This window comes from Butyrivibrio sp. VCD2006, assembly GCF_000423925.1.
Classification (GTDB): Bacteria; Bacillota; Clostridia; order Lachnospirales; family Lachnospiraceae; genus Butyrivibrio.
Window position 1 is genome coordinate 42,860 of record NZ_AUIX01000015.1, and the last position, 25,346, is coordinate 68,205.

Annotated in this window: 21 protein-coding genes; 20 read left to right on the plus strand and 1 reads right to left on the minus strand. The window is 40.0% G+C overall.

Annotated elements, in window-relative coordinates; genetic code table 11:
* Positions 1-153: 153 nt before the first annotated feature.
* From G586_RS27360 to G586_RS0106970, 13 genes are all read left to right on the plus strand, one after another.
* On the plus strand, positions 154-2,754 hold the full coding sequence (locus G586_RS27360) for a flagellin N-terminal helical domain-containing protein (protein WP_026527172.1): 2,601 nt from the start codon (positions 154-156) through the stop codon (positions 2,752-2,754).
* A gap of 196 nt (positions 2,755-2,950) precedes the next feature.
* Positions 2,951-3,427 (plus strand): flagellar protein FlaG, encoded by a 477-nt coding sequence (locus tag G586_RS0106915; protein ID WP_026527173.1) that lies wholly within the window; start codon positions 2,951-2,953, stop codon positions 3,425-3,427.
* A 198-nt stretch (positions 3,428-3,625) separates the two neighbouring features.
* Positions 3,626-5,245, plus strand: a complete 1,620-nt coding sequence (gene fliD / locus G586_RS0106920; RefSeq protein WP_155834044.1) for a flagellar filament capping protein FliD — start codon at positions 3,626-3,628, stop codon at positions 5,243-5,245.
* A gap of 116 nt (positions 5,246-5,361) precedes the next feature.
* On the plus strand, positions 5,362-5,802 hold the full coding sequence (fliS, locus tag G586_RS22050; RefSeq protein WP_242831980.1) for a flagellar export chaperone FliS: 441 nt from the start codon (positions 5,362-5,364) through the stop codon (positions 5,800-5,802).
* Positions 5,803-5,859: 57 nt separating this feature from the next.
* Positions 5,860-6,318 carry a flagellar protein FliT gene (locus G586_RS0106930; RefSeq protein ID WP_196811555.1) on the plus strand — a complete coding sequence of 153 codons (459 nt, stop codon included), beginning with the start codon at positions 5,860-5,862 and terminating at the stop codon, positions 6,316-6,318.
* A gap of 8 nt (positions 6,319-6,326) precedes the next feature.
* Positions 6,327-7,322: a hypothetical protein gene (locus G586_RS0106935; protein ID WP_026527176.1), complete on the plus strand. Its 996-nt coding sequence runs from the start codon at positions 6,327-6,329 to the stop codon at positions 7,320-7,322.
* A 108-nt stretch (positions 7,323-7,430) separates the two neighbouring features.
* On the plus strand, positions 7,431-7,886 hold the full coding sequence (fliW, locus tag G586_RS0106940; protein ID WP_026527177.1) for a flagellar assembly protein FliW: 456 nt from the start codon (positions 7,431-7,433) through the stop codon (positions 7,884-7,886).
* 81 nt (positions 7,887-7,967) lie between these two features.
* Positions 7,968-8,537: a hypothetical protein gene (locus G586_RS0106945; RefSeq protein ID WP_155834045.1), complete on the plus strand. Its 570-nt coding sequence runs from the start codon at positions 7,968-7,970 to the stop codon at positions 8,535-8,537.
* Positions 8,538-8,594: 57 nt separating this feature from the next.
* Complete coding sequence (locus G586_RS0106950; RefSeq protein ID WP_051204621.1) at positions 8,595-9,677, plus strand: nucleotidyltransferase family protein; 1,083 nt, start codon at positions 8,595-8,597, stop codon at positions 9,675-9,677.
* A 287-nt stretch (positions 9,678-9,964) separates the two neighbouring features.
* Positions 9,965-11,371, plus strand: coding sequence for a flagellin N-terminal helical domain-containing protein (locus G586_RS0106955; RefSeq protein ID WP_026527180.1), 1,407 nt, complete (start codon positions 9,965-9,967; stop codon positions 11,369-11,371).
* Positions 11,372-11,520: 149 nt separating this feature from the next.
* Positions 11,521-12,087 carry a Uma2 family endonuclease gene (locus G586_RS0106960; RefSeq protein WP_026527181.1) on the plus strand — a complete coding sequence of 189 codons (567 nt, stop codon included), beginning with the start codon at positions 11,521-11,523 and terminating at the stop codon, positions 12,085-12,087.
* Between the two features lie 10 nt (positions 12,088-12,097).
* Complete coding sequence (locus G586_RS0106965) at positions 12,098-12,400, plus strand: hypothetical protein (RefSeq protein WP_155834046.1); 303 nt, start codon at positions 12,098-12,100, stop codon at positions 12,398-12,400.
* A gap of 34 nt (positions 12,401-12,434) precedes the next feature.
* On the plus strand, positions 12,435-14,267 hold the full coding sequence (locus tag G586_RS0106970) for a motility associated factor glycosyltransferase family protein (RefSeq protein ID WP_026527183.1): 1,833 nt from the start codon (positions 12,435-12,437) through the stop codon (positions 14,265-14,267).
* Here G586_RS0106970 and G586_RS24750 read toward each other — a convergent pair.
* Positions 14,247-15,701, minus strand: coding sequence for a glycosyltransferase family 2 protein (locus G586_RS24750; RefSeq protein WP_026527184.1), 1,455 nt, complete (start codon positions 15,699-15,701; stop codon positions 14,247-14,249). The genes G586_RS0106970 and G586_RS24750 overlap by 21 nt on opposite strands.
* A gap of 149 nt (positions 15,702-15,850) precedes the next feature.
* Here G586_RS24750 and G586_RS0106980 point away from each other — a divergent pair, with 149 nt between their 5' ends.
* From G586_RS0106980 to G586_RS0107010, 7 genes are all read left to right on the plus strand, one after another.
* Positions 15,851-17,713, plus strand: coding sequence for a motility associated factor glycosyltransferase family protein (locus tag G586_RS0106980; RefSeq protein ID WP_026527185.1), 1,863 nt, complete (start codon positions 15,851-15,853; stop codon positions 17,711-17,713).
* Between the two features lie 35 nt (positions 17,714-17,748).
* Positions 17,749-19,551 (plus strand): motility associated factor glycosyltransferase family protein, encoded by a 1,803-nt coding sequence (locus tag G586_RS0106985; RefSeq protein ID WP_026527186.1) that lies wholly within the window; start codon positions 17,749-17,751, stop codon positions 19,549-19,551.
* Positions 19,552-19,593: 42 nt separating this feature from the next.
* Positions 19,594-21,153 carry a glycosyltransferase gene (locus tag G586_RS0106990; RefSeq protein ID WP_026527187.1) on the plus strand — a complete coding sequence of 520 codons (1,560 nt, stop codon included), beginning with the start codon at positions 19,594-19,596 and terminating at the stop codon, positions 21,151-21,153.
* 34 nt (positions 21,154-21,187) lie between these two features.
* Positions 21,188-22,249 (plus strand): radical SAM protein, encoded by a 1,062-nt coding sequence (locus G586_RS0106995; RefSeq protein ID WP_026527188.1) that lies wholly within the window; start codon positions 21,188-21,190, stop codon positions 22,247-22,249.
* 67 nt (positions 22,250-22,316) lie between these two features.
* Positions 22,317-23,432, plus strand: coding sequence for a radical SAM/SPASM domain-containing protein (locus tag G586_RS0107000; protein ID WP_026527189.1), 1,116 nt, complete (start codon positions 22,317-22,319; stop codon positions 23,430-23,432).
* A gap of 16 nt (positions 23,433-23,448) precedes the next feature.
* Positions 23,449-24,330: a transketolase gene (locus G586_RS22060; protein ID WP_081674258.1), complete on the plus strand. Its 882-nt coding sequence runs from the start codon at positions 23,449-23,451 to the stop codon at positions 24,328-24,330.
* Positions 24,331-24,413: 83 nt separating this feature from the next.
* Positions 24,414-25,328: a transketolase family protein gene (locus G586_RS0107010; RefSeq protein ID WP_026527190.1), complete on the plus strand. Its 915-nt coding sequence runs from the start codon at positions 24,414-24,416 to the stop codon at positions 25,326-25,328.
* Positions 25,329-25,346: the final 18 nt, after the last annotated feature.

A 25,346-nucleotide genomic window follows, 5' to 3' on the forward strand; every position in this document is an offset into this window, starting at 1 on the left:
GCGAAGTTACAGAGAGTTGTCATACCCAAAATGGTGTGAGGCTCTCTTTTTTGTTATAAATTCGTTGATTTTTCCTAAGCTAATATAAGTTTTGCTTTTGGTCGATATAGAGAATGGATACTATAACCATTCGCCTTGGGAAAGGGTAGAAGCATGATCATTCAGCACAGTTTGGCTTCTATGAATGCAGCAAGGATGCTGGGAATGACCGCTTCAAGGCAGAAAAAGACAGCTGAGAAGCTCTCGTCCGGGTACAGAATAAACAGAGCATCAGATGATGCTGCAGGATTGTCCATAAGTGAAAAGATGAGAAGACAGATCAGGGGACTCGATCGCGGATCCACAAACAGCAACGATGGAATATCGCTTGCTCAGACCGCGGAGGGTGCCCTTGCTGAAGTGCATGATATGCTCCATAGAATGAGTGAGCTTTCTATACAGGCGGCGAATGAGACACTTTCAAGAGGCGACAGACAGGCTATACAGGCTGAGGTTGATCAGATTTTAACTGAAATTGACAGGGTATCGGAAACAACGAAATTTAATGAGGAATACTTACTTAAGGGCGGAACAGGAACAGAAAAAAGATATGTGAACATCCATGATGCAGGGCTATCCGGCGTGATTGCGAACACAACAGATGGACCCGGGCATGGAGCATTTGTCATGAAAAGGCTGCAGGAAGGCGATGGGTTCATGATTGCCGGGAGGAACTATACTTTAGGATCAGGTAAGGCTGATGTTCAGAATGCGATAAATACAACAGGGGTTGCAGGCGATACTGTAGTTATCAATGACAATATTACATATCACATTATTGATCCTGCAACAGGTCCTGGTGGACAGGTTGCGCCTGCGAAGCAGGCGAGTGAAATCGCGGGCCAGATCAATTCCTCAACAAGAAAAGTCAGCATAGATGGGAATTCAGAAGTATATAGTCTTATAGATGGGTATGGAACTGCAAAGACGGCCGGAACAGTTGCAAATATGGTTACCGGTACTACTTCTTCTGTCACAATTTCAGGAGATAATAATGGGCATAATGGGACATATACACTTCTTAGCGGTGGATATAGAGCAGAGCTTAGAGGAAATATTGCAAATGGAATAGGCAGTTCTACCTATAATGTTACTATCGGTGGCACGACTTATCATCTGAAAAATTCTAACGGATATGTTGCGACACTTAAAAGTGACATTGCCAATATGGCGTTCTCGGCAAGCACTATCAGTTTTGGTGGCAATACATATACTTTGAGAAGTGGTGGCGCAGTAGCTGAGACGAAAAGCAATATACAAAGTAATCTCAGTTCACAATCACTTCCATCAATTATAACGATAACGGATGCTTCAGCAAATACTATGTCTTTATATCAGGTGATAAGTGATAGTGATACGGTGGATTCTACCGCAATTCCCCAGCAGATCAATCTGAGCAATATGAATAGTGCAATAGGAAGTCTTGCTAATAATTCCACAGTAAAAATCGGATCGAATACATACTCTGTACAAAATTATAATGCGGCATCTGTCAGTTCACAGCTTGCTTCCGTGGCTGACAATACGGAAGTGCTTGTGAACGGAAGCGGTAAATATCTTGCTGAATCGGTAGTTAAAAGTGTTTCACAGCTTCAAAGCGAAATAAATAATGCATCTTCAACAAGTCTCGGGACAAATGTTTCTATAACAGGACCTTCCGGTACAAGCAGCTTTACAGTCAGAGATTACAATGCATCTACTGTCAGAGGTTATATATCCGGAGCAAGTGTCGGAGCAGGTGACCGGGCAACTACAAGTGTTTCCATAGACGGTAATACATATGCCCTTCGGGATTATGATCTGAATACAGTTAAGTCAAGAGTAAATGGATACGGAACATCTGAATACGACGATTCCACAACTGTCGGAAAGGTAATAAGTGTTGATGGGGCTGAGTATACAGCTGAAACAGAGTATTTCAGGCAGGCTATATGCATTGCTTACGGAGAGGATCAACAGACGGATGTTTCTGCGCTCGGCGCAGGAGATGATGATGTTATACAGGGAGGCGGAACAGTAACCTTTAAGGGCATCACATACAAACTAATGCTGGACAGAGATAATGATGGATACGACGATGATGATCACTTTGTTGTTACTGAGGGAAGAGCTTATAAGATTATCGCTAAGGAGCTGGAGAGAGCCAGTAGCATAGGGGCTACAGATTCTCCTGCAGTTGTTAAGGATAAAAACAATAATGCAATTGTTGATGGAGTTACAATGGCGGCAGATTTTATTGAGGACCCCAACAATACTCTTTCACTTGTCAGATTTGAGATAGATAAGGGCAGCATGAGTGTGGTGAAAGATATGTACCTCAATATTCATGCCGGAACCGATGCTGATATGAATAATAAGATTGGCATTAATATACAAGCCATGAGCACGCAGGGATTGGGACTTAAGAATTTGAACCTTGTGGATGATATTGGAATAAGTGCGACCTATGCTATAGACGCAATAGACGATGCAATAGCTATTGTTTCATCGCAAAGATCCGAGCTCGGTGCGGTGCAAAACAGGATGGAGCACACAATAAGGAATCTCGACAATATAGTTGAGAATACCACGAGTGCTGAGAGCAGGCTGCGTGATGCTGATATTGCAGATGAAATGGTGGCTTTAAGCAAGGATAATATTTTGGCACAAGCCGGACAGGCGATGCTAGCTCAGGCTAACAAAACAAGTGAGTCGGTCATGAGCCTTCTTTCTTAGGTAATATGCGGCTTTCAATTATTTACAGGGTATAAATATTTTATTAAAAAAGTATAAGAACCTAAATGTTTGACATTTACATCCGATATAATGGATAGAGGAAACTATAAGTATATCTATGACTATTTATAGATATGCTTTATAAGCAAATGTGGAAAAGGATAGCCACTGAAAATAACACAAGGAGGTGAGAGAGATGGCTATGGATGCAATTAGTAACGTCGGTGCCGTAGGCGCAAGTCAGATTCAAGATGTTCAAAGAGCAGAGCGCGTAGTCACATCCCCTGAAGGAGGTACCGGGCAGGGCCAGGAGAAACCGGATTTTTCCCTTGAGTCCAGTAGCAGTCAGGCCGCAGCTGCACAGGCAGCTAAGGCAGAGGCTCAGGTCCAGGAAAATGCGCATAGTAATGTGCCTACCCGCCAGGAGAGGACTAAGGAACAGATTGACGCTGAGAATGAACGCATAAAGAATGCAATCAGTGAGATGAACAAGAAAATGTTCAATAATTCTGAGGCAGTGTTCGGAATCCACGAGGATACAAACCGTATCACTATAAAGATCGTGGATAAAACAACACGTAAAACCATAAAGGAACTGCCGCCTGAGAAGACTCTGGATATGATTGCAAAGGCGTGGGAATTAGCTGGTCTTATGGTCGATGAAAGAGGTTAATTAAGGCTTCTGGAAGGACTGTTTTAACTGTGCAAGGGGTAGTCTGCGCTCTTTTCCCCTCCGGGAAAAAGAGCACTCCGTGGGATGCACAGCTCGCTGATAAGGAGATAATTGCTTCGCAATTCAGCGAGCGCGCAGAGATTTCGCAAGCGAAATCTCATCTTAGGAGATGATCCCTTAATAAGAAAGGAGCACAATATGACCATGAGAATAACCGGACTCGCTTCCGGACTTGATACTGAGAGTATCATCACAGAGCTTACGAAAGTAGAGTCCAAAAAAGTAGACAAAATTAAGAGTGATCAGAAAAAGCATGATATGAAGCTTGATAAGTGGAAGGAACTCAACAAGAAGGTTGTGGACTTCTACAACAAGACCTTAAGTAATCTGCGTTTTGATTCATCCTATATAAAGAAGACAACAAGTGTATCAAATTCTGATGCCGTAAGTGTTACAACAGCAAGCACAGCTATGAACAGTAATCAGACTATGTCTGTAAACAAGCTTGCCAGCAGCGCATATCTTACTGGTAAGAAGCTAACTGCTTCCGAAGGAGATTCCGTAAGGAATACGACTACGCTAGAAAGTCTTTCAGGATTCAGTTCAACTGAAAATGCGCCATCTGATGAAAATCTAAACGGGAAAATTCGAATAAGATTTGGACAATTGCCGGATCCGCCTCAGGTAAATGATCAAGGTCAGATAATTGATAACAGGGAATATATTGATATTCAGCTTGAGGGTACGGAGACGGTAGCTCAGGCTATTGAGAAGTTTAAAACAGCAAAAAGTGAAAGCGGACTTGGTGTAAATGCAAGCTTTGATGCAACACAGGGGCGTGTTTACATGAGTGCAAGCTCGTCGGGAGCTGAAGATAGCTTCTCGATTGATTATAGTTTTAGTGATGCCAGGGCGATATCTGCGCTTGGGCTTGATTACGAAGCTGGAGACGGAGCTGTATATCAGAGCGGCAGTGATGCTGAAATTACTCTTAACGGAGTTGATTATACATCCAAGAACAATACCTTCGAGATCAATGGGCTTACAATCACGGCAAAGCAGGTAGCTGAAAATATCAGCCTTCAGACAGCTGATGACACCAGTGGAATTTATGATATGGTCAAGAATTTCCTTAGTGAGTATAACGACCTTATCGGAGAGATGTATACCTTATACAATGCTGACGATGCCAAGGAATATGATATCCTTACAAAAGAGCAGAAGGATGAGATGACAGATGATGAAATAGAGGATTGGAACAAGAAGATAGAAGAGAGTCTTCTTGCGAAAGATCCTACAATTTTCAGAGTTATGTCAGAAATGAAGAATATCATGATGAATACCTATGACCTTGGAGAGATTGATGAGTCTACCGGGAAAGAAGTAAAGACTTCAATGTGGTCATTTAGAATTGCTACTTTAGGTTATTTTGAATCCGAAGAAGGTGATAGAGCAAAGTGGCATATTCACGGTGATGAGGACGATGAAAAGACCAGTGGTAAGGAAGATCGTCTTAAGGCCATGATTGAGAAGGATCCTGAACTGGTAAGGAATTTCTTCAAAAATATATCTAAGGATATGTATTCTAAGCTTGGTGATCTCATGAAGTCCACTGATTTTTCAAGTGCATATACTCTTTATGAGGATAAGCAGATGAAAAAACAGGTTGATACTTATAAGACACAGCTCAAGGAAGCACAGGATAAACTGGGTGCGATGGAAGATAAGTACTATGACAAGTTTGCTCAGATGGAAAAGGCTATGACTAAGCTAAATGAGCAGACTAATTCCCTGGCCGGAATGCTTGGAACAGGCTGATGAACAAGCTTGATTGGCTAGTTGATGGATTAAACTAATGCCTTCCCCCTTTTAGGGGGAAGGTGTCAGCGAAGCTGACGGATGAGGGTTATCAACACAACACACGGAGGTAGGTTATGCCGGTAGCAAGAAATCCTTACGCAAGACAGAGCAATATGATGAACCAGTATCAGAATACCAAGATCCAGCAGGCAAAGCCGGAGGAGCTTACACTGATGCTTTATGATGGTGCCATAAAGTTCTGCAATATTGCGATAATGGGACTTGAGAAGAATGATGAGAAGAAATTTACAACATATCTTCTCAAGGTGGAAAATATTATAGACTATCTCAATAATACTCTGGATATGAAATATCCCGTAGCAAAGGATTTTGAGAACGTATATAACTATCTTATGAAGAGACTTGTAGAAGCAGATCTTCACAGGGATGAATCTCTTGAAATTATGAATGAGGTGAATAAACACATTCATACGATGCGAGATACCTGGGCTGAGGCGATAAAGATTGCCAGAGGACAGGCACCTGCACCGCAGAGTGTTCAAGCCGGGGCATAATAAGATATTTACTATGAAGAAAGTGGGGAAAAGAACGTGACGGAATCATACCTGGATATGATGGAGGAGAGTCTCAGGGATAAAATTACGGTTTTGGAAGAAATCGTAAAGGAAAATGAGACTCAGAAAAAGATACTTGAAAGTACGAAAGAATTTGATGGGAATGGCTTCGATGAAGCAATAAGTCGCAAAGGCGAACTGATCAGGCGGGTTGAGAATCTAAATGGCGGATTTGAAAGCTTGTATGAAAGAGTAAAGAAGGAGCTGGAAGGTAATAAGGATAAGTACCGGGATAAAATAAAGGTTTTCCAGGATCTTATCAGGGAGATAACGGATTTATCTAATTCTATAGAAGCAGGCGAAAAGCGCAATAAAGCGCTCGCACAGAGCTATTTCAGTTCATCAAAAGGTCAGATAAATCAAAGTCGAAAATCTTCGCAGGCAGCCCTTGATTACTATCTTACAATGAACAAGTCCAAGATTACACCGCCTCAGTTCTATGATACGAAGAACTAGGTGATAATGTGAATGAACTTCCGATTGTAAAGGAATATGAAAACAGAATAGTTGAAATACTATCATGTGATGATATCACAGAGTGCTTTGATGAGATGCTTCAGATAGGGGCAAGGATCATAAGCGGTGCTCTTTCACCTGAGGGCAAGCGGGAGCTGGCTGAAAGAATCAGAAAGAGCGTTTATTTCCTCCCTAATGAAGAGACACCTGATATGTTAAGGCATGTGGCATATCTTCATTTGATGGTAAGACTTACGGATAGCAAGGATTTCTATACTGAATTTCTTACTTATATTGATGGAATGCGCATTGATGAGAGATACAGATTTTTCCTGGTAATGCAGGCGCGGTATCTTTCTTACCAAAAACCGTATATAATAACATTAGAATCCGATAGATTATTTCATAAGATTTACAAGAGAAGTAAGAAATATTATCAGGGCAGGCTTGGAGAAGTCGGAGGCTTTATTAAACTTGCACAGAGAAGAGCCGACCAGACAATCATACTTACACAGCAGTATCTTACCGATACGCATAAAGAGACGCATTTGACCAATCTCATCGCGCAGGAGATCATGGTTAGTATGTGTCAGAATACATTTATTATTAATACGAACGATCTTTTACCGGTCTCAAATGTGGTTCCGCTGTTTGGAATAGAAGGTCATAATTCCATGCAGTATCTTGCAAATGCTAATAATGTTTTTGTAAGAGGCTTGTCGGTACCATATTTCCAATGTGATGACAGGATGCCATCTGAGGATGAGATGCACATTATTCTGAGCACTATAAAGGATGTGAGACCTGAATATATAATAAGCTGCGGTGACCATTCGATAACGGCATCAATGGCAGCGGGGATTGTTCCGGTGATACCGGGTTACCAGATAGCACCGGTTGACGATCCGCAGGTGATTCGGGAGAATCTCCTTGATTACAGAAGAATGATAGAAGAAAAGAGATTTTGGCAGGTCAGATTCAAGGTACAGGAAGCAAAGCACTGATGTTCTATGAAATAATATTAGGCAATGTTGCATAGTATTTGCCTTCTCCCTTTGGGAGAAGGTGTCGGCGAAGCCGACGGATGAGGGTTTTCAGAAGGGAGAAAAACAATGAAACTTAATACCAGAATCTTTGGCGAAGTAGACATCGAGGATGAAAAGATACTAACAATGCCTTTTGGACTTGTAGGCTTTCCGCAACTTCAAAAATTTGCACTAATCCACGACAAGGATAAGCCTGTTGGTTCGGTGTGGTACTTGCAGTCAATGGATGATCCTGATATTGCACTTCCGGTAATAGATCCTCTTTCGGTAAAGCCTGATTACAATCCTCAGATTAAAGAGGATGATGTTGAGCTCTTGGAACCTCTTACAAACAAGAATCTTCTTATGCTGGTTACTATTTCTGTACCTGAGGACATTACTCAGATGACAGTTAATCTTAATGCACCTATCCTTATTAATACTGATACGTGCAAGGCAGCTCAGATTGAGATCATATGGGGCAAAGAAGAATATGTCACAAAGTATCCTATTTATGATTATCTCAATAGTAATAGGGATTAATTTGGTGCATAATGCAATTATTTAAGACCATCAAAATAATGGAAAGATTATTTTGATGGTTTTATTTATGGCTTTACAGGAATGAATAATAATCTTGGAGTATTTCCCAGGATAAGAATGATTGTAATATACACAGCGGATGTTGTAAGAGGAACCACGAATCCTGAAATAGACATGAATAGCTTGAAGTTCACAATTACTGAAGCGTTTTTATCAGAGCTTGATTCTGAGAAAGTTTATGGGACGATATTAGATAAGATTGAGACAGGAGAAGATATATCTCCTGAAGATATGATGCAATTGATTGTATATCCGCTTGCATTTAAAGATAGAGAAGGAAAGCAGAAAGCAATAAGAAGGGTAATTGAGGTTGCAAAAGGACTAAAAGATGATAAAAAGGTAGTGTTTATTTTAAAGTGTTTGATGGTCTTCTCTGATAAAGTTATCAGACAAGAGGATGCCAGGCACATTAAGGAGGTACTTATGATGACAAAAGTTGAGTGTTTGATCTACGAGGACGCTGCTAAAGATATAGCTAAAAACTATTTAAAGGATGGCGATAGTGTGGATAATGTTGTTAAGAATACAGGGTTATCAAAGGATATTGTCATTCAGCTAGTAGAGGATATTGCGAAAGAGAAAGAACAGTGAAATAGTTTATTCGTATCATATCGGACAAGGGTTTCGTTTTACTTGAGGGGGTAAAATATGCCGGATGAAAACAGAGAACAGTTGGAAAAATACATAGCGCCCAGAAATATTACTATTATTGAAGCTATGCAGAAAATTGATAAGAATGCCAGAAACATTCTCTATATAATTAATGAAGACGGTTCTTTGTTTGGCAGTCTTACTGATGGTGATGTGAGGAGATGGATCCTGAATTCAGGGGATCTAAATGCAAGAGTTGAGGCGGCAACCTTCACCCATACAAGATGCTTGCATGAGGAGGAAGCAGATAAATGTGACTTTCTTATGGATAGCGCCCTTCTTAAGTCAATTCCCATATTAGACAAGGATAATAAAATAGTTGAAATAAGATTTCGGGATAGGAAGGAAGTCGGATATATGGAAGGGGCGGATTTATCCCTGTCCGATACGCCGATAATTATCATGGCCGGAGGCAAGGGAACGAGACTGTATCCCTACACTAAGATATTGCCAAAGCCACTTATTCCAATCGGCGAAATTCCTATACTTGAGAGAATAATGAATCGTTTCCATGAATATGGGGCCAAATCATTTTACCTGACAGTTAACTATAAGAAGGAAATGATTAAGTCGTATTTCACTGAGCAAAAGCTGCCCTATGAGATAAAATATGTCGAAGAGGATAAGCCTCTTGGTACGGCAGGAAGCATAAGGCTTATTCAGGAGAAGTTTGACAGACCGGTTATTGTAACAAACTGTGATATTCTGATCGATGCAAATTATGACAGTATAATTAAGCACCATGTAGCTGCTGAAAATGGGATTACAATTGTATCATCACTTAAAAATTTCCCAATTCCGTACGGGGTACTTGATGCAGAGAAAGAGGGAATGGTAAAGGCTATTCGCGAAAAACCTCATCTTGCATATTTTGTTAATACCGGAATGTATGTGGTTAACCCTGATTGCTTCGAGATGATACCTGTAGATCAGATGTATCACATGACAGACCTGGCAGAGGATCTTATGAAAAATGGTGGCCGGGTGGGAATGTATCCAATCAGTGAGATGTCATTCCTGGATATGGGAGAATTTCAGGAAATGAAGAGAATGGAGGATAGAATAAGCGAAGTTTTGTGAGAATTACAGTGACTTTAGAGGCGACTTTAATAGTTTATAAATAATTTAGAATTATTTTGCTAAAAGGGGTTAACTTTATGATTAACCTTCCGATATAATGAATGTAAGAAGTCAAGGTGCACGTAGTTTGTGGCACGGAACGCAGATCGATGCACATGACTATATAGTAGGATAGACATTGAGAAGTAGCCTAGGAACCTGCTCAGATGTGTATCCGAATCGGTACAAATTCATTTTTATAACTACCGCAAAAGGATTTGCGGCGTACACAAACAAGGAGGTAACATATGGTAGTACAACACAATTTATCAGCAATGAACGCGAACAGAATGCTCGGAGTAACAACCAGCCAGCAGGCTAAGGGAGCAGAGAAGCTTTCATCCGGTTATCAGATTAACCGTGCAGCAGATGATGCAGCAGGTCTTTCAATTTCCGAAAAAATGAGAAAGCAGATCAAAGGTCTTGATCGTGCATCCACCAACGCAGACGATGGTGTAAGCGCAGTTCAGACAGCAGAAGGTGCACTGACAGAAGTACACGATATGCTGCAGAGAATGAATGAGCTTGCAGTTCAGGCTGCTAACGGAACAAACTCTAATACAGACCGTGATTCCATTCAGGCAGAGATTAGCCAGCTGACAACAGAAATTGACCGCGTAGCTGAGACAACAAAGTTCAACGAGACATATCTTCTTAAGGGCGGCACCGGATTCTACAACAAGTACATGAATGCTCATGATGCAGGTCTTGACGGTAAGCTCGGAGATCTTGGAACATCTGCTAAATTCACAACTTATATTACCAACGATTCAGATATGAAGATAGCTGGAAAAGAGTATCATATCTATGATAATACTACTGATACTCTTGGCGCTTTGCAGGCTGGTATTGGAACACAGAATATCAGTACAGTTGATATTAATGGTACACAGTACAAGAGAGGCACCAGCAGTTATGATAACACAACCACAGTATATAAGGTTGGTGACAGTGAGTATACTGTAGATGAAATCAAGGGCATGATTGTTGACGGAGCAAAGGTTAAGAGAAATGACATGCAGAGTTCCCGTACAGCAGTTAATGCAAGTCTTTCCAAGAACATCGTTGTTAATTCAGCAATAGCTAAGATGAAGGATGCTCTTCTTCAGGCTAACAAGATTGGTGTTGATTCCAACAAGATCGGTGATGTTAAGGTAACAGCTGTTGCACAAAACACAGTTACCGGACGTACATCCGAGACAAAGGTTCAGTTCTCAATCAGCAAGTCAACAGCTCAGGTTGCTAAAGACCTTGGTCTTCAGCTTCACGTTGGTGCTGATGCAGACATGACCAATAAGATCATGGTTGGCGTACAGGTTATGAATGCTAAGAATCTTGGTATCCAGGATCTGAACGTTATCGATGACACAGGTGTTGCAGCAACATATGCAATTGACGCTATTGAGGATGCTATCAAGACTGTATCAGAGCAGAGATCCGCACTCGGAGCTGTTCAGAACAGATTGGAGCACACAATCAAGAACGTTGACAACGTAGTAGAGAATACAACGGCAGCTGAGTCCCGTATCCGTGATACAGACATGGCTGAAGAGATGGTTAGCTACAGCAAGAATAATATTCTTGCTCAGGCAGGTCAGTCAATGCTTGCTCAGGCTAATCAGTCCAACCAGGGTGTTCTTTCACTTCTTGGCTAAGTCTTTTAGCAAGAAGACTTCGAGTAGATTACTTGGTACAACCATAGAAAGGGCTCTCCCGAAAGGGAGAGCTCTTTTCAATTAATTACAAGTCATGGTATAATTGTCTATATATTATTTGAATTGTATGACTATTTGGAGGTGTTCCTATGCCGTCGTCTATGGAAAGGGAAAAGCACTACACATTAGATGATTATTATGCATTGCCAGATAATGTCAGAGTGGAACTAATCGATGGAAAATTTTATGATATGGCATCACCTAGTCAGATTCATCAGGAGATATCCAGAGAGCTTGAGTTTTGCATTGCTGAGTATATAAGAAGTAGAAAAGGAAAATGCGAAATGTTTCACGCGCCCTTTGATGTTAAGCTTTATGAAAAAAAAGATGATATTGTTCAACCGGATATTTTTGTGGTGTGTGACAGAGATAAGCTTGATGGAAAACGATGTAACGGAGCACCTGATTGGATTATTGAGATAGCTTCACCAAGTAATACGACCCATGATTATGTGAGAAAACTGAGTTTATATGAAAAGGCGGGTGTACGTGAATATTGGATTGTGAATCCGGATGATAAAATGATTACAGTGTACAATTTTGATAATGGAAATCATAGTATTAAGACATACACATTTGATGAAAGTATAAAAGCAGGTATTTACGATGATCTGATCATTGATTTTAAGGAGATTATGTTGAGAATTAGTGAATAAAGAGGGAAATATGGGACAGTTACAGGACATGGGAAGACAGGTTATAAAGAATAACGAAAAGGCTGCGGATACTATATATCAGCGAAAACCGGGAGGACCTGAAATGGTTGCACCGGTTATGAAAATGCTCGTGACATTTACTGAGTTATTGGTTCAGAGCGGAAAAGTGGATGCGGATCATTCTTTGCAAATGCAGGAATGGCAGACAAACTTTTCAAGACTTGCAGAAGCAAACGGTCAGGGAGATTATATCCTTGTAGCAGATATTCTTCACCATGACCTTAACAGGGAAATAGAAGAATGGATTAAATAAGTTAGATGTTTTTGGATTCGGTTGAGGGGGAAACATGACGAATCTTAATGACGCTATATCTGTTCCGAAGGTTGATGAAAATCTCCGGAAAAAGAATTTCGATGCGTTCAGCAAGAGATATGGCGTAATACCAGAAATTGTTAAAAATGAGGAAGATAAATACAGAATGGGGAAAGCCCAAAATGGTGAACCTATACTCTATATAAAAGGTGCATGCGAAGGTTCTGATTTAAGAATGAACAGTAGCTATGATCCTTCATATGAAGCTATGAAATGGAGCGAGGGAATAGTAGTCTCACAAAGGCGGGCTACTATTGCACTTCTTGGGGTTTCAACAGGAGTATATTTACGTTCGCTTGTTAAGAAGCTAAGGCCTGACACATGCTTTTTTGTTTATGAGCCCAATGAGGACATGTTCTCATATTTGTGTGGATATATCGACTTTACTGATTTGATAGAACTTGGCAGAGTTTTTCTATTTGTAAGTAAGGATCAATACAGGTTTTATTCAGAATTATTAAGTAATGATATTACAGCTTCAAGATCAGAAGCTGTTGCAATAAAAGTTCCTTATTATGGTTTTTGTAGAGAATTCGAGGATGCCTGTGAGGCTTCACGAAGGATTATGAGAGCCAATGAGAATTATCTGAGACAGAGAGGCAGAGCGGCGCTGCTGGCGAGAATATACGCATGGAATCATTTAAAAAATGCTACGTTTCTGCCGGATCTTAAAACACTTGTTCCAGATGACACTTATGCTGTAATAGTTGCTGCGGGACCATCATTACTAAGAAATGTTGAGGAATTAAAAAGAATTAAGAATCATGCGATTATAATCTGCACTGACAGGGCGGCCAGTGTTCTTGATAAGCATGAAATAGTACCGGATCTGGTTGCTTCGTTTGATACGCTGAAGAGTGAAGATTATCTTCGAGTGAATATTCTTGATAATGTTCCGCTACTATGCTCATATCAGACCAATATTGCGACTCAGGAAATGTTTTCAAACAGAATAATATATATGCATGCTCTTTCTTACGAAAACAAGCTTATTGGTGACAGGGCAGGTAGCAGGAAGATGGGTCTTGACCTTGGCGGAAACGTTGCAGGAGGGTGCTTTGTGGCATGTAGAATGCTAGGCATAAGAAACATAGTTCTCGTCGGACAGGATCTTGCATTTTCGGGAGAACAGCACCATGCAGACGGGATTGACGAAGGTGTACCAAATGCAGAACTTCGTACTGTTAAGGGCATAGATGGTGGGGATGTTAAGAGCCTGGATATGTGGCTGATTTTTAAAGAGTTTTACGAAAGGCAGATAGCGCTAAATACTGAACTTAGAGTAATTGATGCAACAGAAGGAGGCGCATTTATAGAGGGTACAACGGTAATGAGACTTCGAGATGTGGCTGACATGATCTGCAACAAAACGTTAGATCTCGGGGAGTGTATAAAGAATTTGCCACGCTTATCCGAAAGTGAGCTGCAAAAGGCAGCTATAACCATGAAAGAATGGTCTAAGGAACTTTCTGTGATTGCTCAAAAAAGTGTAGAGATATCGGATTTGTGCAGAGCCTTGGTCAAAATTTGCAAATACCAGGATATTACCGATATTAAGGTGAAAAATAAGCTGGTAAGGCTTGAGGCATTACTAAAAGACATATACAGTACAGATTGCTGGGATATGCTTAAAGAGTACTGGATAGAGGATATGTATTCAGTGCCTTCTAAATATCTGATGTTAAGGAATAATGAAGAGAGCATTCCTGTGCTGGAGGATCTTATTACATTTTTTGATCATTTACCTTCGGATACAGCAAGCCTTAATGAAGCATTAACAAAACATTTACTTATCAATAATGCTTAGATACTGTGACTGTAGTGAATCCCAGTCTTCATTTGAAAGTTTGTAAAAGGCAAAGTCAATAAAGTCCCTCTGATATTTATATTCTAATGAGGAATATAGGGATGAAGATCTGATATCGGGAAATTGTTTGCAAAATCTTGCCGTAAACTCATTCATCTTGTCGTAAGGGACTGGATTAAACCTGGTAAATGCAATATGGAGCGTGGCAAAGAAATATATATCCAGAAACCATTTATCGAGTTCGGACTTTAATTCATAGTAAATGCCTCGCTTTTTCAATTCTCTGAGCAGTAAGTCGAGAACATCGACTCTGTCAAAATGAGACAGATTATTCATCCTATGAGAGGATGAGGATTCATGCATATTCCAAATATAACAGACATTATCAAGAATGTAATAGCTATGAATTGATAAAGTGGTAAGCACTGCAAAATAGTTGTCTTCGTATAACTTTTTTTCCGGGTAGGAAATATCATACATTTCAAAAATGCTTTTACGGTATAGTTTACTTATGGTGCTTCCTCGGAGACCCTCGTGCCATAGCTTAATGCGGTCTTCAATCCCCTGAACCAATGCTATGTGCTCAGTTTCTCCATTATATCCTTCGGGATCACTATAGGTACCATCCATATTATGGGAAATAAGGTCTACAGATACGACTTCAACGTTTGTTGTTTCTGCGATTTCCAGAGTGACTTCGCAGAGGTCTTCCGTTACTGAGTCATCGGCATCAAGGAACAATACATATTCTGTAGTAGCCTTTTTGACTGCTATATTTCTGGCACGTCCCTGGCGTCCGTTTTCATCAAGGTGGATAACGGAGATGTTTTCCGGGTAATCGTTCTTCCAGGAGGTTATAACTTCAAGAGTATCATCTGTGGAGGCATCATCAACGAGGATTATCTCCAGCGGATTTATGCCGATGGTTTGATTGCATAAATCTGACAATATGCCATTTATGTAGTTTTGTGCATTATAGCAAGGGATGATTACGCTGAGGATTTTTTGGGAAGGAGAAATAGTGCTTTCTTTGAGTTTGGCGGTAAATGATGATAGCTTCCCTTCAACGGAGGTTCTGTCTTCAGTAAAAAGGCATTGATTATTTGATGAATGCGCTTCAAGAATGCTTTTATAAGAGGTGATGACCGGAATAATTACCGATTCCATACAACTGGAACTTATTTCGTAGTTATTGGCTGAAAGAGCAGTATTAATCAGTTCAATACCGGATATCAAAGTTGAGACGTTTGGACAGTTTTCATTCAGAGAATGGGCGATTGTGTAGATTTCAGATATGTGGTTTTTTATCATTGAAAAGGTGCGTCGTATCCACCAGGATGAGTATTTTTGATAGTTGTTTTGAGCGTACCAAATCATTCTCCAGGCCGCCTGTATTGTTTCATTTAAAATGGTGATGTATTTAGAATAATCCATGCTAACTGCTCCATTAATGATATAATCAAATATACAGTAATTAGTTTATAATTACATGTTATCACGTGTTATAGCTGACGTACAAATTAATAATTCGGCAAAGAAGTCTGCGATATAGTGTAGATATTTTTTATCAGCGGGATATGCATATGAGTGGATCTTTCGAAGGTAAAATTATTAGTACAAATAGTAGCATAAGGGACAAGAATTTTCGGGCCTTTTTCGAGAGATATGGGGAATACCCGTTAATAGATCCCGGAGAAAACGAGATATATCTCCTGGAGAAAGCTAAAAATAATGAAGCTGTTTTATTTGTAAGAGATAAGACAACTGGCAGTGGAGTAAGGATGAATAGCTTGTATTCACCTTCTCATGAGGCTGGAGTATGGGCATCAAAATATGAAGTCCTTAACAGAAATGCTTCGGTTGTTATCCTTGGGTTTTCTACGGGCGTATTTTTAAGGGCACTGATGAAGCATATGCGCCCAAATACTAATTTCTTTTTATATGAAGCTGAAGAAGGACTGTTTTCATATATATGCAAGGTTCTTGATATTTCGGATATTATTGCCGATCAGAGGGTTAATCTGTATATAACTGATAAACAGAGAAGCAGGATGCAGCAGGCATTGCTGTTTGATGTTGCAACTTACAGACCGGAAACAATAGGTGTTATTACTCCGGGATATGCTGATAATAAAGAATTCTCAGGTATGTGTGACGCTATGCGCATCTATGCCACCTCACTTAGAAATTATCAAAGGAACAGAGGACGTAATGCGCTTAGATGTAAGATGTACTCCTGGAATCATATGTGGAAATCCTCAACGATTGTAGATTTCATGAAATTGATACCAGAAGATATACCTGCAGTAATAGTGTCTGCGGGTCCATCACTTAGGAAAAATGTTGATGTTTTGCAAAGAATCAAAAATCATGCATTGATTATTTGTACAGATAGATCGCTAAGCGTTTTGGATGAGCGGGGAATTGAACCTGATCTGATTGCTTCTGTAGATGCTGAGAAGTCTTCGGCTTATCTGGATTTTGAAGTAGCTCGTAATAAGAATTTGCTGTGTACATATCAATTGAATACGGAAACACAGAAAATGTACAACGGGAGGTGTATTTTTTATTGCGGATATGATTGGGAAAAAGCGCTGCTTGGCGATAAATGCGACAATGGTAATGGTTTTGACCATGGAGGTAACGTAGCAGGAAGCACTTTTAGTATCTGCAGAATTATGGGGATCAAAACGATAATTCTGATAGGACAGGATTTGGCTTATCTAGATGGAAAGCACCACGCTGACGATATAGAAGAAGGTGTTCCCGATACAGAAATCAGAGAGGTTCAGGGAATAGATGGAAATCCGGTTAAAACTTGTGATATGTGGGTTAATTTTCGAAATTTCTTTGAACGACAAATAGCTATGTATCCGGACCTGAATGTTATCGATGCAACTGAAGGAGGGGCTCTTATACGGGGAAGCAAAATAATGAGTTTATCCGAAGCTGCTGATAATATTTGCGTCAAAGAATATGATCTGGATAAAATATTTGAAAAGCTTCCCGCTGCACAGTCGATAGAGGAATATCAGGAGTCGGTTAAGATTATGCATGACTGGATGGAAGATCTTGATAGGATAAAAGATATTTCGGGAAGGCTTGTTGAGATTTTCGGACAGCTTATAAAAATTTGCAGATATCAGGATATGAATGATAGTAAATACGATAAAAAGCTGAGGAAAATGAATGAGCTTAGGACAGAAATTGTAAGAATGGTGATCAACAGTGCTCTTGAGAGCTATTGGGTTGAGGACATATACAGCATACCCGGGAAGGCCTTGGTTATTGGAAACAAAGAGGAAGCAATAAGTGTTTTTGAAGAAGCAATAAAATATTACGAAAAACTTCCTGAGGATTGTCAAAGTCTTAAAAACGAATTAGACGAAGCTATAAAAGCAGGATTAAGAGATTGCAGGGAATATTTTGGTGATACATCGTTTTAGAGTTATTAGTGCAACAATTACTAAAGGTGCGCAAAATGGATTTGATAATAAATGAAAATATCAGAAAGAAAAACTTTGATGCTTTTGAAAGACGATATGGCTTCAGGCCTTTAGTAGATCCTGAAGAAGTATCGAAATATCGGGCTGAAGCATCCGCAAATTCTGAACTTGTCTTATATATCAGAAATGCATTGCCTTCCGGAGATTTAAGGCTTAATAGTGTGTATGATCCGGGATATGAAGCAGAAAGATGGGCGGATAAGCAGGATATTCTTAATAGGAGAACAACTATTGGCCTATTGGGGTTTTCTACAGGTGTTTTTTTAAGAGCTTTGAGAAAAAAACTCAGACCGGATACTGTCTTTTTTGTATATGAGCCTGAAGAAGGACTATTCTCATTTGTATGTGGTTTTGTGGATTATTCAGACATAATCGATGATAAGGATATCAGGTTGTATATAAGTGAGAAACAGTATGGGTCACTTTCGGCTACTATGATAGATGATATAGTGACGTTCAGGGCTGAAGCAAGGGGGATAATAACACCATTTTATGCAGGAAGTGATTTTTTCACTGATTTATGCAAAGAGATTGAGAGAATTACTGACGCAACCAAAAATTATCAGGAAGAAAGAGGGAGAAATGCTCTAAAATGCAGAATATATTCATGGAATCATATGAGAGAGAATTATCTTCTTTCAGACTTCAAGAAGGAGCTCCCACCTGATCTGCCGGCGGTGATTGTGGCTGCAGGTCCATCTCTTCGCAAAAACGTTGAGATACTAAATAGAATTAAAGGACATGCATTGATCATATGTACGGACAGGGCTGTCAGTGTTCTAAATGAGTATGGAATCATTCCGGATGCGGTTACCAGTCTTGATGCAGAGAAAGATCCTGCTTATTTAAAAGCTGATATTACCAGGGATGTTCCTCTTATCTGCTCCCATCAGGTAAATTCTGAGACCCAGAAACTTTTTGAAGGGAGATGCATATTTTATCATCAACTTGAATATGAGAAATATATTTTGGGAGATAAAATAGAGGCTATTAATGGACTTGACCAGGGAGGAAATGTAGCCGGGGGGTCGTTTGTTGTATGTAAATTACTTGGGATAAAAACAATTATACTGATAGGTCAGGATCTTGCATATCTTAATGGCGAGCACCATGCAGATGGAAAAAGCGAAGGTGCCGGTGAAATGATTACCAGAAAGACGGAAGGCATTGATGGCAGTATGGTTGAGACTAATGACATGTGGCTATCATTTAAGGATTTTTATGAAAGAGAAATAAGATTAAATCCCGATATTACAGTTATCGATGCTACAGAAGGAGGGGCTAAGATAGAAGGAACAAAGATTATGACCCTTTCAGAAGTTGCTGATATGGTAGAGAATAAAAGCTATGACCTCAAGGGGATTTTTGGCAGTATTCCTAAAGCTCAAACAGATGAAGAATATGAACAGTCAGTTAAAAGGCAAAAGGGGTGGATTGAAGATCTTGATAGGATTGCTGAAGAATCGTTAAAGGTAGCTGATTTGTGCAGTCAGCTTTTAAAAATAAGTAAATATCAGGATATCGGTGATCCTAAAGTGGCAAAAAAATTGCGAAAACTGGATGAGCTGCGAGCGCCAATAGTAATGTCTCTTACGTGTATCATGATGGAAGAATTCTGGATAAAAGACTTATATAGCATTCCTGATATAACTTTCATGGTAAGGAATAATGAGGAAGCAATTCCGGTTTTTGAAAATGCAGTAGAATTTTATAAGAGTTTTCCAGAGGATTGCAGATCTTTAAAAGCAGAAATGGAAAGAGCTATTTCTGAACAATAAGCTTTTGAGAATTGTTGTGAATATAACTACTGAGGTTTTATCATGACGGCAATAGATGAACTTAGAAAATCTATAGATCAAATATTTAAGACAGGTGTCTTTTATGAACATATTAAGGAGATGGGGGCGGTTAACGACTCTATTGCGACATTCGAGGGGACTAAGGATACACTCCGTGAACTCAGAGTTATGCTGGATAATGATTATCTACCTGATTTATGTAAGGAGGGGGCAGATCTTTTTGTTTTGATTGCTTTTTTGCAATTACGAGTGCTGCTTGATCCATGTCCTGAAATGTTTGAAGATATGCTCGTCTGCATAGATAGTGATCAGCTTTCTAAAGAAGCAAGGTATTACTTGTGGGCGCAGTGTAGGAATATGAAGTTCAATATGCCTTCGATTAATTCTGATAAAGCATATGACATATGGATGAGGATATATAAGGGAATACTTGAGGATTACAGACAAGTGATGACAACATCACTTGAAAGGATACCGCTTAATGAGCGTGACCACAAAAGCGTAGTATTTATTACTTCTCAATTTGTCCAGATTCAACATGGGCCAACAAAGAGCTGTTTTTATAGGGCTAAAGTCCTTTCGGAGGATGGAAGAGATGTCTTGATAATAAACACAAATGATCTTATGCCTGCATCAGGGAAAATACCACTTTTTAGAGCATATAGACATGGCAGTATACCTGAATATGAGAGATTTAGTACAGTAAGCGATGATGAAGTTAGTATGTCATTTTTTCAGTGCGGTCAGGATATGCCAAGAGCTGATGTAATAGATGTTTTGCTTCAGAATATAAGGGAGATAAGACCAAAATTTATAGTTAGCATTGGAGGATTTAATATAACAGCCAGTCTGGCAAATAAAATGGTTCCCACTCTTTGCATTGGCATGGGACCAAGTCAGATGGAATATGATTATAGTGACTTTTTTACTTATTCTATGAGATTGACAGAAGATGTATACACCAGGCTTTCGAAGTTTGGCGGAACAAGGATGTCGCTCATACCCTCAGTTTTCACATCAGATTTAAAAGTGCAATCGGAGCATCACACAAGGGAAGAATATGGTATTCCTAATGACAAAGCTGTAGTGTGTGTTGTTGGGGGAAGACTTGAAGTAGAGGTCGATGATGAGTTCATATACTGCATGAAACAGTGCATTGATGACAATATGATAGTTGCATTTATAGGTAAATTAAATAAGTATCGGCAAATTTGTGAGAAGGACAACTGGTTTAAAGAACATACAGTCTGTATTGGTTATGTTGAGGATATTTTGTCTCATATTGAGTTATGCGATATTTATTTGAACCCAAGACGACTTGGTGGAGGAACATCATGTGTCGAAGCTATGAGTAAAGGATGTGTTCCTGTTTCTTTGAATTTTGGAGATGTTGCTTATAATATCGGAGAAGATTTTATAGTTGAGGATTACAAAGAAATGGCCGATAGATTAAATAAGCTGGCATGTGATAAAGAATATTATAAAATTATGTCCGAGCGAGCACTAAAACGGGCAGAGTATCTTTGTGATACTAAAAATCGCTTTATGGATACAATTCATGAATTGGAAAGCAGGCTATGAGGATAGAAGTATAGCGTTGATGGAAAGAGGGATAATGTCAGATAAAATCAGGATGGATTCTCATAAGTTAATATATCATCCGGACAGGGTGGCAGCATGGCAGAGGGGCGAGCTCATCTATCCCATCGAAATGGAGATTGGAATTAGTGGCGCTTGTAATCATCGCTGCATTTTTTGTGCTGTCGATTATATGGAATATCAGCCTAGGATTCTACAAGCCGATGTATTAATAAGGAATCTTAAGATATTAGGTAAAAATGGACTAAAGAGCATAATCTATGCGGGAGAAGGCGAGCCAATGGCACATCCCGATGCGGCTGAAATTATCAATGCTACAAAAGGTTTTGGTATAGATGCGGCTATGTCCACCAATGGGGTATTATTTACTGGGGAAAAGGCAGGTGAGTGTCTGAAATCCCTTACCTGGGTCAGGTACAGCATTGCCGGAGCGACCGATAAAACATATGAATATATACATCAGTGTAAAAAAGGCGATCTTCAGGTGGTTTTGAAAAATATGGAGGACGCAGTCAGGGTAAAAAAAGATCAGAAGCTTTCAACAACCCTGGGGGCTCAGCTGCTTCTTTTGCCGGAAAACAAAGATGAAGTTGTTACGCTGGGAAAGATGATGCGGGAGATAGGTTTTGATTATTTTACGGTAAAACCCTTTTCACAGCATCCTTCCAGTAAAGCAAAGCTGCAGGTGGATTATTCTGAGGCGGAAGAAGTTGGAAAAGAGCTTAGATGGCTGCAAACAGATGACTTTAAAATATACTTCCGTTCACAATCGATAGAGAATCTTGGTATGGAGAAGCCATATCATGATTGCTGTGGACTTCATTTTATGGCATATATGGATTCTGCAGGGGATGTGTTTCCTTGTATAGTGTACATGGGACAAGATGAGTACATATATGGAAATATTTACGAAGAAGATTTTGATTCAATATGGGAATCTGAGAGGGCAAAGGATATAAGAGGCATTTTTTGCGAGGAGTTTATAAAAAAGAATTGCAGGAAGAATTGCAGACTAGATGAGATGAATAAGTATTTAGATGAAATAAGATTTCCCGGAGCACATGTAAATTTTATCTGAATGTATTTCAACACGTGTAATGAACCATAACTTTGCAAATCGTAGTTTTCTAGGAAAGAGAGTAATGATGGGCGAGAAACTAATTCTTGACGGAAGTAAGGTACTCTATCACAGGGACAGGATCGATGCATACCTTCGCGGTGAGAGGATAGCACCAATCACGATTGACTGTGCACTTACAACAAAGTGCACGTATCGCTGCGTTTATTGTTATGGAAAAATGCAGCTTATCAATCAGTTTCCGAGCATTGAACGGGATATAGTGATGGGCTTTCTTGATGATGCTGCGGAGATTGGAGTTAAAGCTGTCAGCTTTGTGAGTGATGGAGAATCTACCTGCAATCCGTGTTATGCTGATGCAATCGTTCATGGCAAGAATAAGGGGCTTGATATGGCCCTTGGAACCAATGGGTTTCTTCTTACGAAGGAGTCGCTGGAGCAGATCCTGCCATGTCTTACTTATCTTAGGTTCAATATATCTGCCGGAGAGAAGGACAGATATATGGAGATTCATGGAGTTAATTCAGAAGTTTACGAGAGAACTATAGGGAATATTAAAACTGCTGTTGAGATAAAAAACAGAAAGGGACTACCGGTAACGATAGGTCTTCAGATGGTTTTGATGCCGGAATTTGAAGACCAGATCATTCCTCTTACAAAACTGGGTAAAGAGCTTGGGGTTGATTATCTTGTTATAAAACACTGCAGCGATGATGAAGAGCACACTTTAGGAGTGGATTACGGTGCATATGACAGGATGATTGAAACAATGAAGGAAGCAGAGACTTACAGTACCAAGCATTATCAGGTCAGCGTTAAGTGGTCAAAAATCCAGAGTCATGGGCATAAGTGTTACAAACTCTGTTATGGCGCGCCTTTTATAATTCAGATGTCGGGCTCAGGTCTTGTTGCACCCTGCGGAATGTTTTTCAATGATAAGTACAAGGAATACCATATTGGGAACATCAAAGAAAAGCGTTTCAAGGAAATATGGGAGAGCGACAGATACTGGGAGGTTATGAAGAAAATTGCAACACCTCCTTTTGACACAAACAGAGATTGCGGAACGCTGTGCCTTCAACATAAAACGAATGAAGAGATTTGGCGGATAGTTGAAGAAAATGCAGGGAAGATTCCGGAAGTGGATATGAGCAAATTGCCGCAACATATTAACTTTATCTGATTGGGAAACGAAACATATGGGTGATTTAATGACAATCCAGGATAGGGCTCTAAAAATCAGGCAACAGATATTGAAAATGTCCATGGGGGCAAACGGCGGACATATAGCACCTTCTTATTCCATGACTGATATTGTTGCGGAGCTGTTTTTTGACGATATTCTTACATATGACCCCAAAAAACCGGAATGGGAAGACAGGGATTATTTTATTCTAAGTAAAGGCCACGGAGTTCTTGCGCTTTACGCAGCGCTTAGTATGGCCGGTTTTTTTCCTGAGGAGAAGCTCTATACATTCGGCAGGGTAGGCTCAGAGCTTGGTAGTCTTGCAAGAGCGCACTCTGTTCCCGGGGTTGAAGCTTCAACAGGTTCACTGGGACACGGGCTTTCATACGCAGCCGGGATAGCACTTGCGCTAAAAAAGGACAATAAGAAAAACAGGGTTTATGCACTCCTTGGTGACGGTGAATGCGAAGAAGGCTCTGTATGGGAAGCGGTGATGTTTGCTTCGCATAACAGGCTTGATAATCTGACGATAATTGTGGATTACAATGGGCTACAGGCTATGGATAGTCTTCAGAATATTATGTCTCTTGGAGATTTTTCGGGGAAATTTAGGAGCTTCGGATTGGATGCTGCTGATATTGACGGACACAATTTTGATGAGATTAAAGAGGCACTTTTAAGAGCGAAGGGAAACGCTCAGAGCGGATCTGGAAAGCCAATGGCTATAGTAGCTCATACCGTTAAGGGGAAGGGAATTTCGTTTATGGAAAATGTGCCTATATGGCATTACAGGATCCCCAATGAACAGGAGCTTGAGATTGCATTAAAAGAGTTGAAGATGACAAAAGAGGATCTTGGAGATTACGAGAAGCTGTCATACAGAAACGTGATCTGACAAGAGTGAATATTGGGCCATGGCATGGTATTCACATACGGAATTTATAGTTAAGTGATTAAGTTTAATGCCCGGAGCAGGTTATGAGAACAGCTTATCTTGAGACTTTATATGAATTGGCATCAAAAGATAAAAATGTTTACGCGGTTATCTCTGATAACGGCGCTATTGTCTATGACAAGTACAGACAGGATCTCCCGGAGCAGTTTATAAACGCCGGAATATCCGAAGCCAATATGGTTGCCATGGCAGCAGGCATGGCCGAGAGAGGAAAGATTCCCTTTGCTTATACGATAGGAGCGTTTCTTGCGTACAGAGCCTATGAGTTCATTTTGAATGACGTCTGTATGATGAATAAAAATGTAAAATTGGTTGGAATTGGAGAAGGCTGTTCATACAGCCTTCTTGGTGCTTCACATCATACGATATTTGATTTTGCTGCATTAAGGCCGCTTCCTAACCTCACAATTCTATCACCTGCAAGTCCGATGGAAGTGAAGAAGTGCGTAAAGGCTGCATATGAGATAAACGGACCGGTTTATATAAGGCTTGGGACAAACCGTGAGCCTGAAGTTTATGAAGGAGATTATGGCTTCGAAGTTGGCAAAGGTGTTGAGCTTAAGAGCGGAAGTGATGTGACCCTGATAAGTACCGGAAGTATTGTATATGATGTTCTATATGCTGCAAAAGAGTTGGAAAAGCAAGGGGTGTCAACAAGGGTTGTGAATATACATACTATTACTCCGATAGATGAAGAAATAATCATTAAAGCATGTCGTGAAACTAATGCCATTTTAACTGTTGAAGAACACAGCATTATTGGTGGATTAGGAAGTGCTGTGGCGGAGCTTATTTCCGAGAACAATTTAAATGTCAGATTTGGTCGCATTGGACTAAATGATTTTGTGCATGGTTATGGGAAACATGATGAGTTGAAGGCAGCTAATGGTATAGGAGTTCGGGATATTGTTGATGCGGTAATGAGAGTTGGATATTAACGATTGACAATGCTTATT

Coding starts and splice junctions, on each gene's coding strand:
- G586_RS27360 (WP_026527172.1), top strand. CDS start 154: ATGATCATTCAGCACAGTTTGGCTTCTATGAATGCAGCAAGGATGCTG.
- G586_RS0106915 (WP_026527173.1), top strand. CDS start 2,951: ATGGCTATGGATGCAATTAGTAACGTCGGTGCCGTAGGCGCAAGTCAG.
- fliD (WP_155834044.1), top strand. CDS start 3,626: ATGACCATGAGAATAACCGGACTCGCTTCCGGACTTGATACTGAGAGT.
- fliS (WP_242831980.1), top strand. CDS start 5,362: ATGCCGGTAGCAAGAAATCCTTACGCAAGACAGAGCAATATGATGAAC.
- G586_RS0106930 (WP_196811555.1), top strand. CDS start 5,860: ATGATGGAGGAGAGTCTCAGGGATAAAATTACGGTTTTGGAAGAAATC.
- fliW (WP_026527177.1), top strand. CDS start 7,431: ATGAAACTTAATACCAGAATCTTTGGCGAAGTAGACATCGAGGATGAA.
- G586_RS0106945 (WP_155834045.1), top strand. CDS start 7,968: ATGAATAATAATCTTGGAGTATTTCCCAGGATAAGAATGATTGTAATA.
- G586_RS0106950 (WP_051204621.1), top strand. CDS start 8,595: ATGCCGGATGAAAACAGAGAACAGTTGGAAAAATACATAGCGCCCAGA.
- G586_RS0106955 (WP_026527180.1), top strand. CDS start 9,965: ATGGTAGTACAACACAATTTATCAGCAATGAACGCGAACAGAATGCTC.
- G586_RS0106960 (WP_026527181.1), top strand. CDS start 11,521: ATGCCGTCGTCTATGGAAAGGGAAAAGCACTACACATTAGATGATTAT.
- G586_RS0106965 (WP_155834046.1), top strand. CDS start 12,098: ATGGGACAGTTACAGGACATGGGAAGACAGGTTATAAAGAATAACGAA.
- G586_RS0106970 (WP_026527183.1), top strand. CDS start 12,435: ATGACGAATCTTAATGACGCTATATCTGTTCCGAAGGTTGATGAAAAT.
- G586_RS24750 (WP_026527184.1), bottom strand. CDS start 15,701: ATGGATTATTCTAAATACATCACCATTTTAAATGAAACAATACAGGCG.
- G586_RS0106980 (WP_026527185.1), top strand. CDS start 15,851: ATGAGTGGATCTTTCGAAGGTAAAATTATTAGTACAAATAGTAGCATA.
- G586_RS0106985 (WP_026527186.1), top strand. CDS start 17,749: ATGGATTTGATAATAAATGAAAATATCAGAAAGAAAAACTTTGATGCT.
- G586_RS0106990 (WP_026527187.1), top strand. CDS start 19,594: ATGACGGCAATAGATGAACTTAGAAAATCTATAGATCAAATATTTAAG.
- G586_RS0106995 (WP_026527188.1), top strand. CDS start 21,188: ATGTCAGATAAAATCAGGATGGATTCTCATAAGTTAATATATCATCCG.
- G586_RS0107000 (WP_026527189.1), top strand. CDS start 22,317: ATGGGCGAGAAACTAATTCTTGACGGAAGTAAGGTACTCTATCACAGG.
- G586_RS22060 (WP_081674258.1), top strand. CDS start 23,449: ATGGGTGATTTAATGACAATCCAGGATAGGGCTCTAAAAATCAGGCAA.
- G586_RS0107010 (WP_026527190.1), top strand. CDS start 24,414: ATGAGAACAGCTTATCTTGAGACTTTATATGAATTGGCATCAAAAGAT.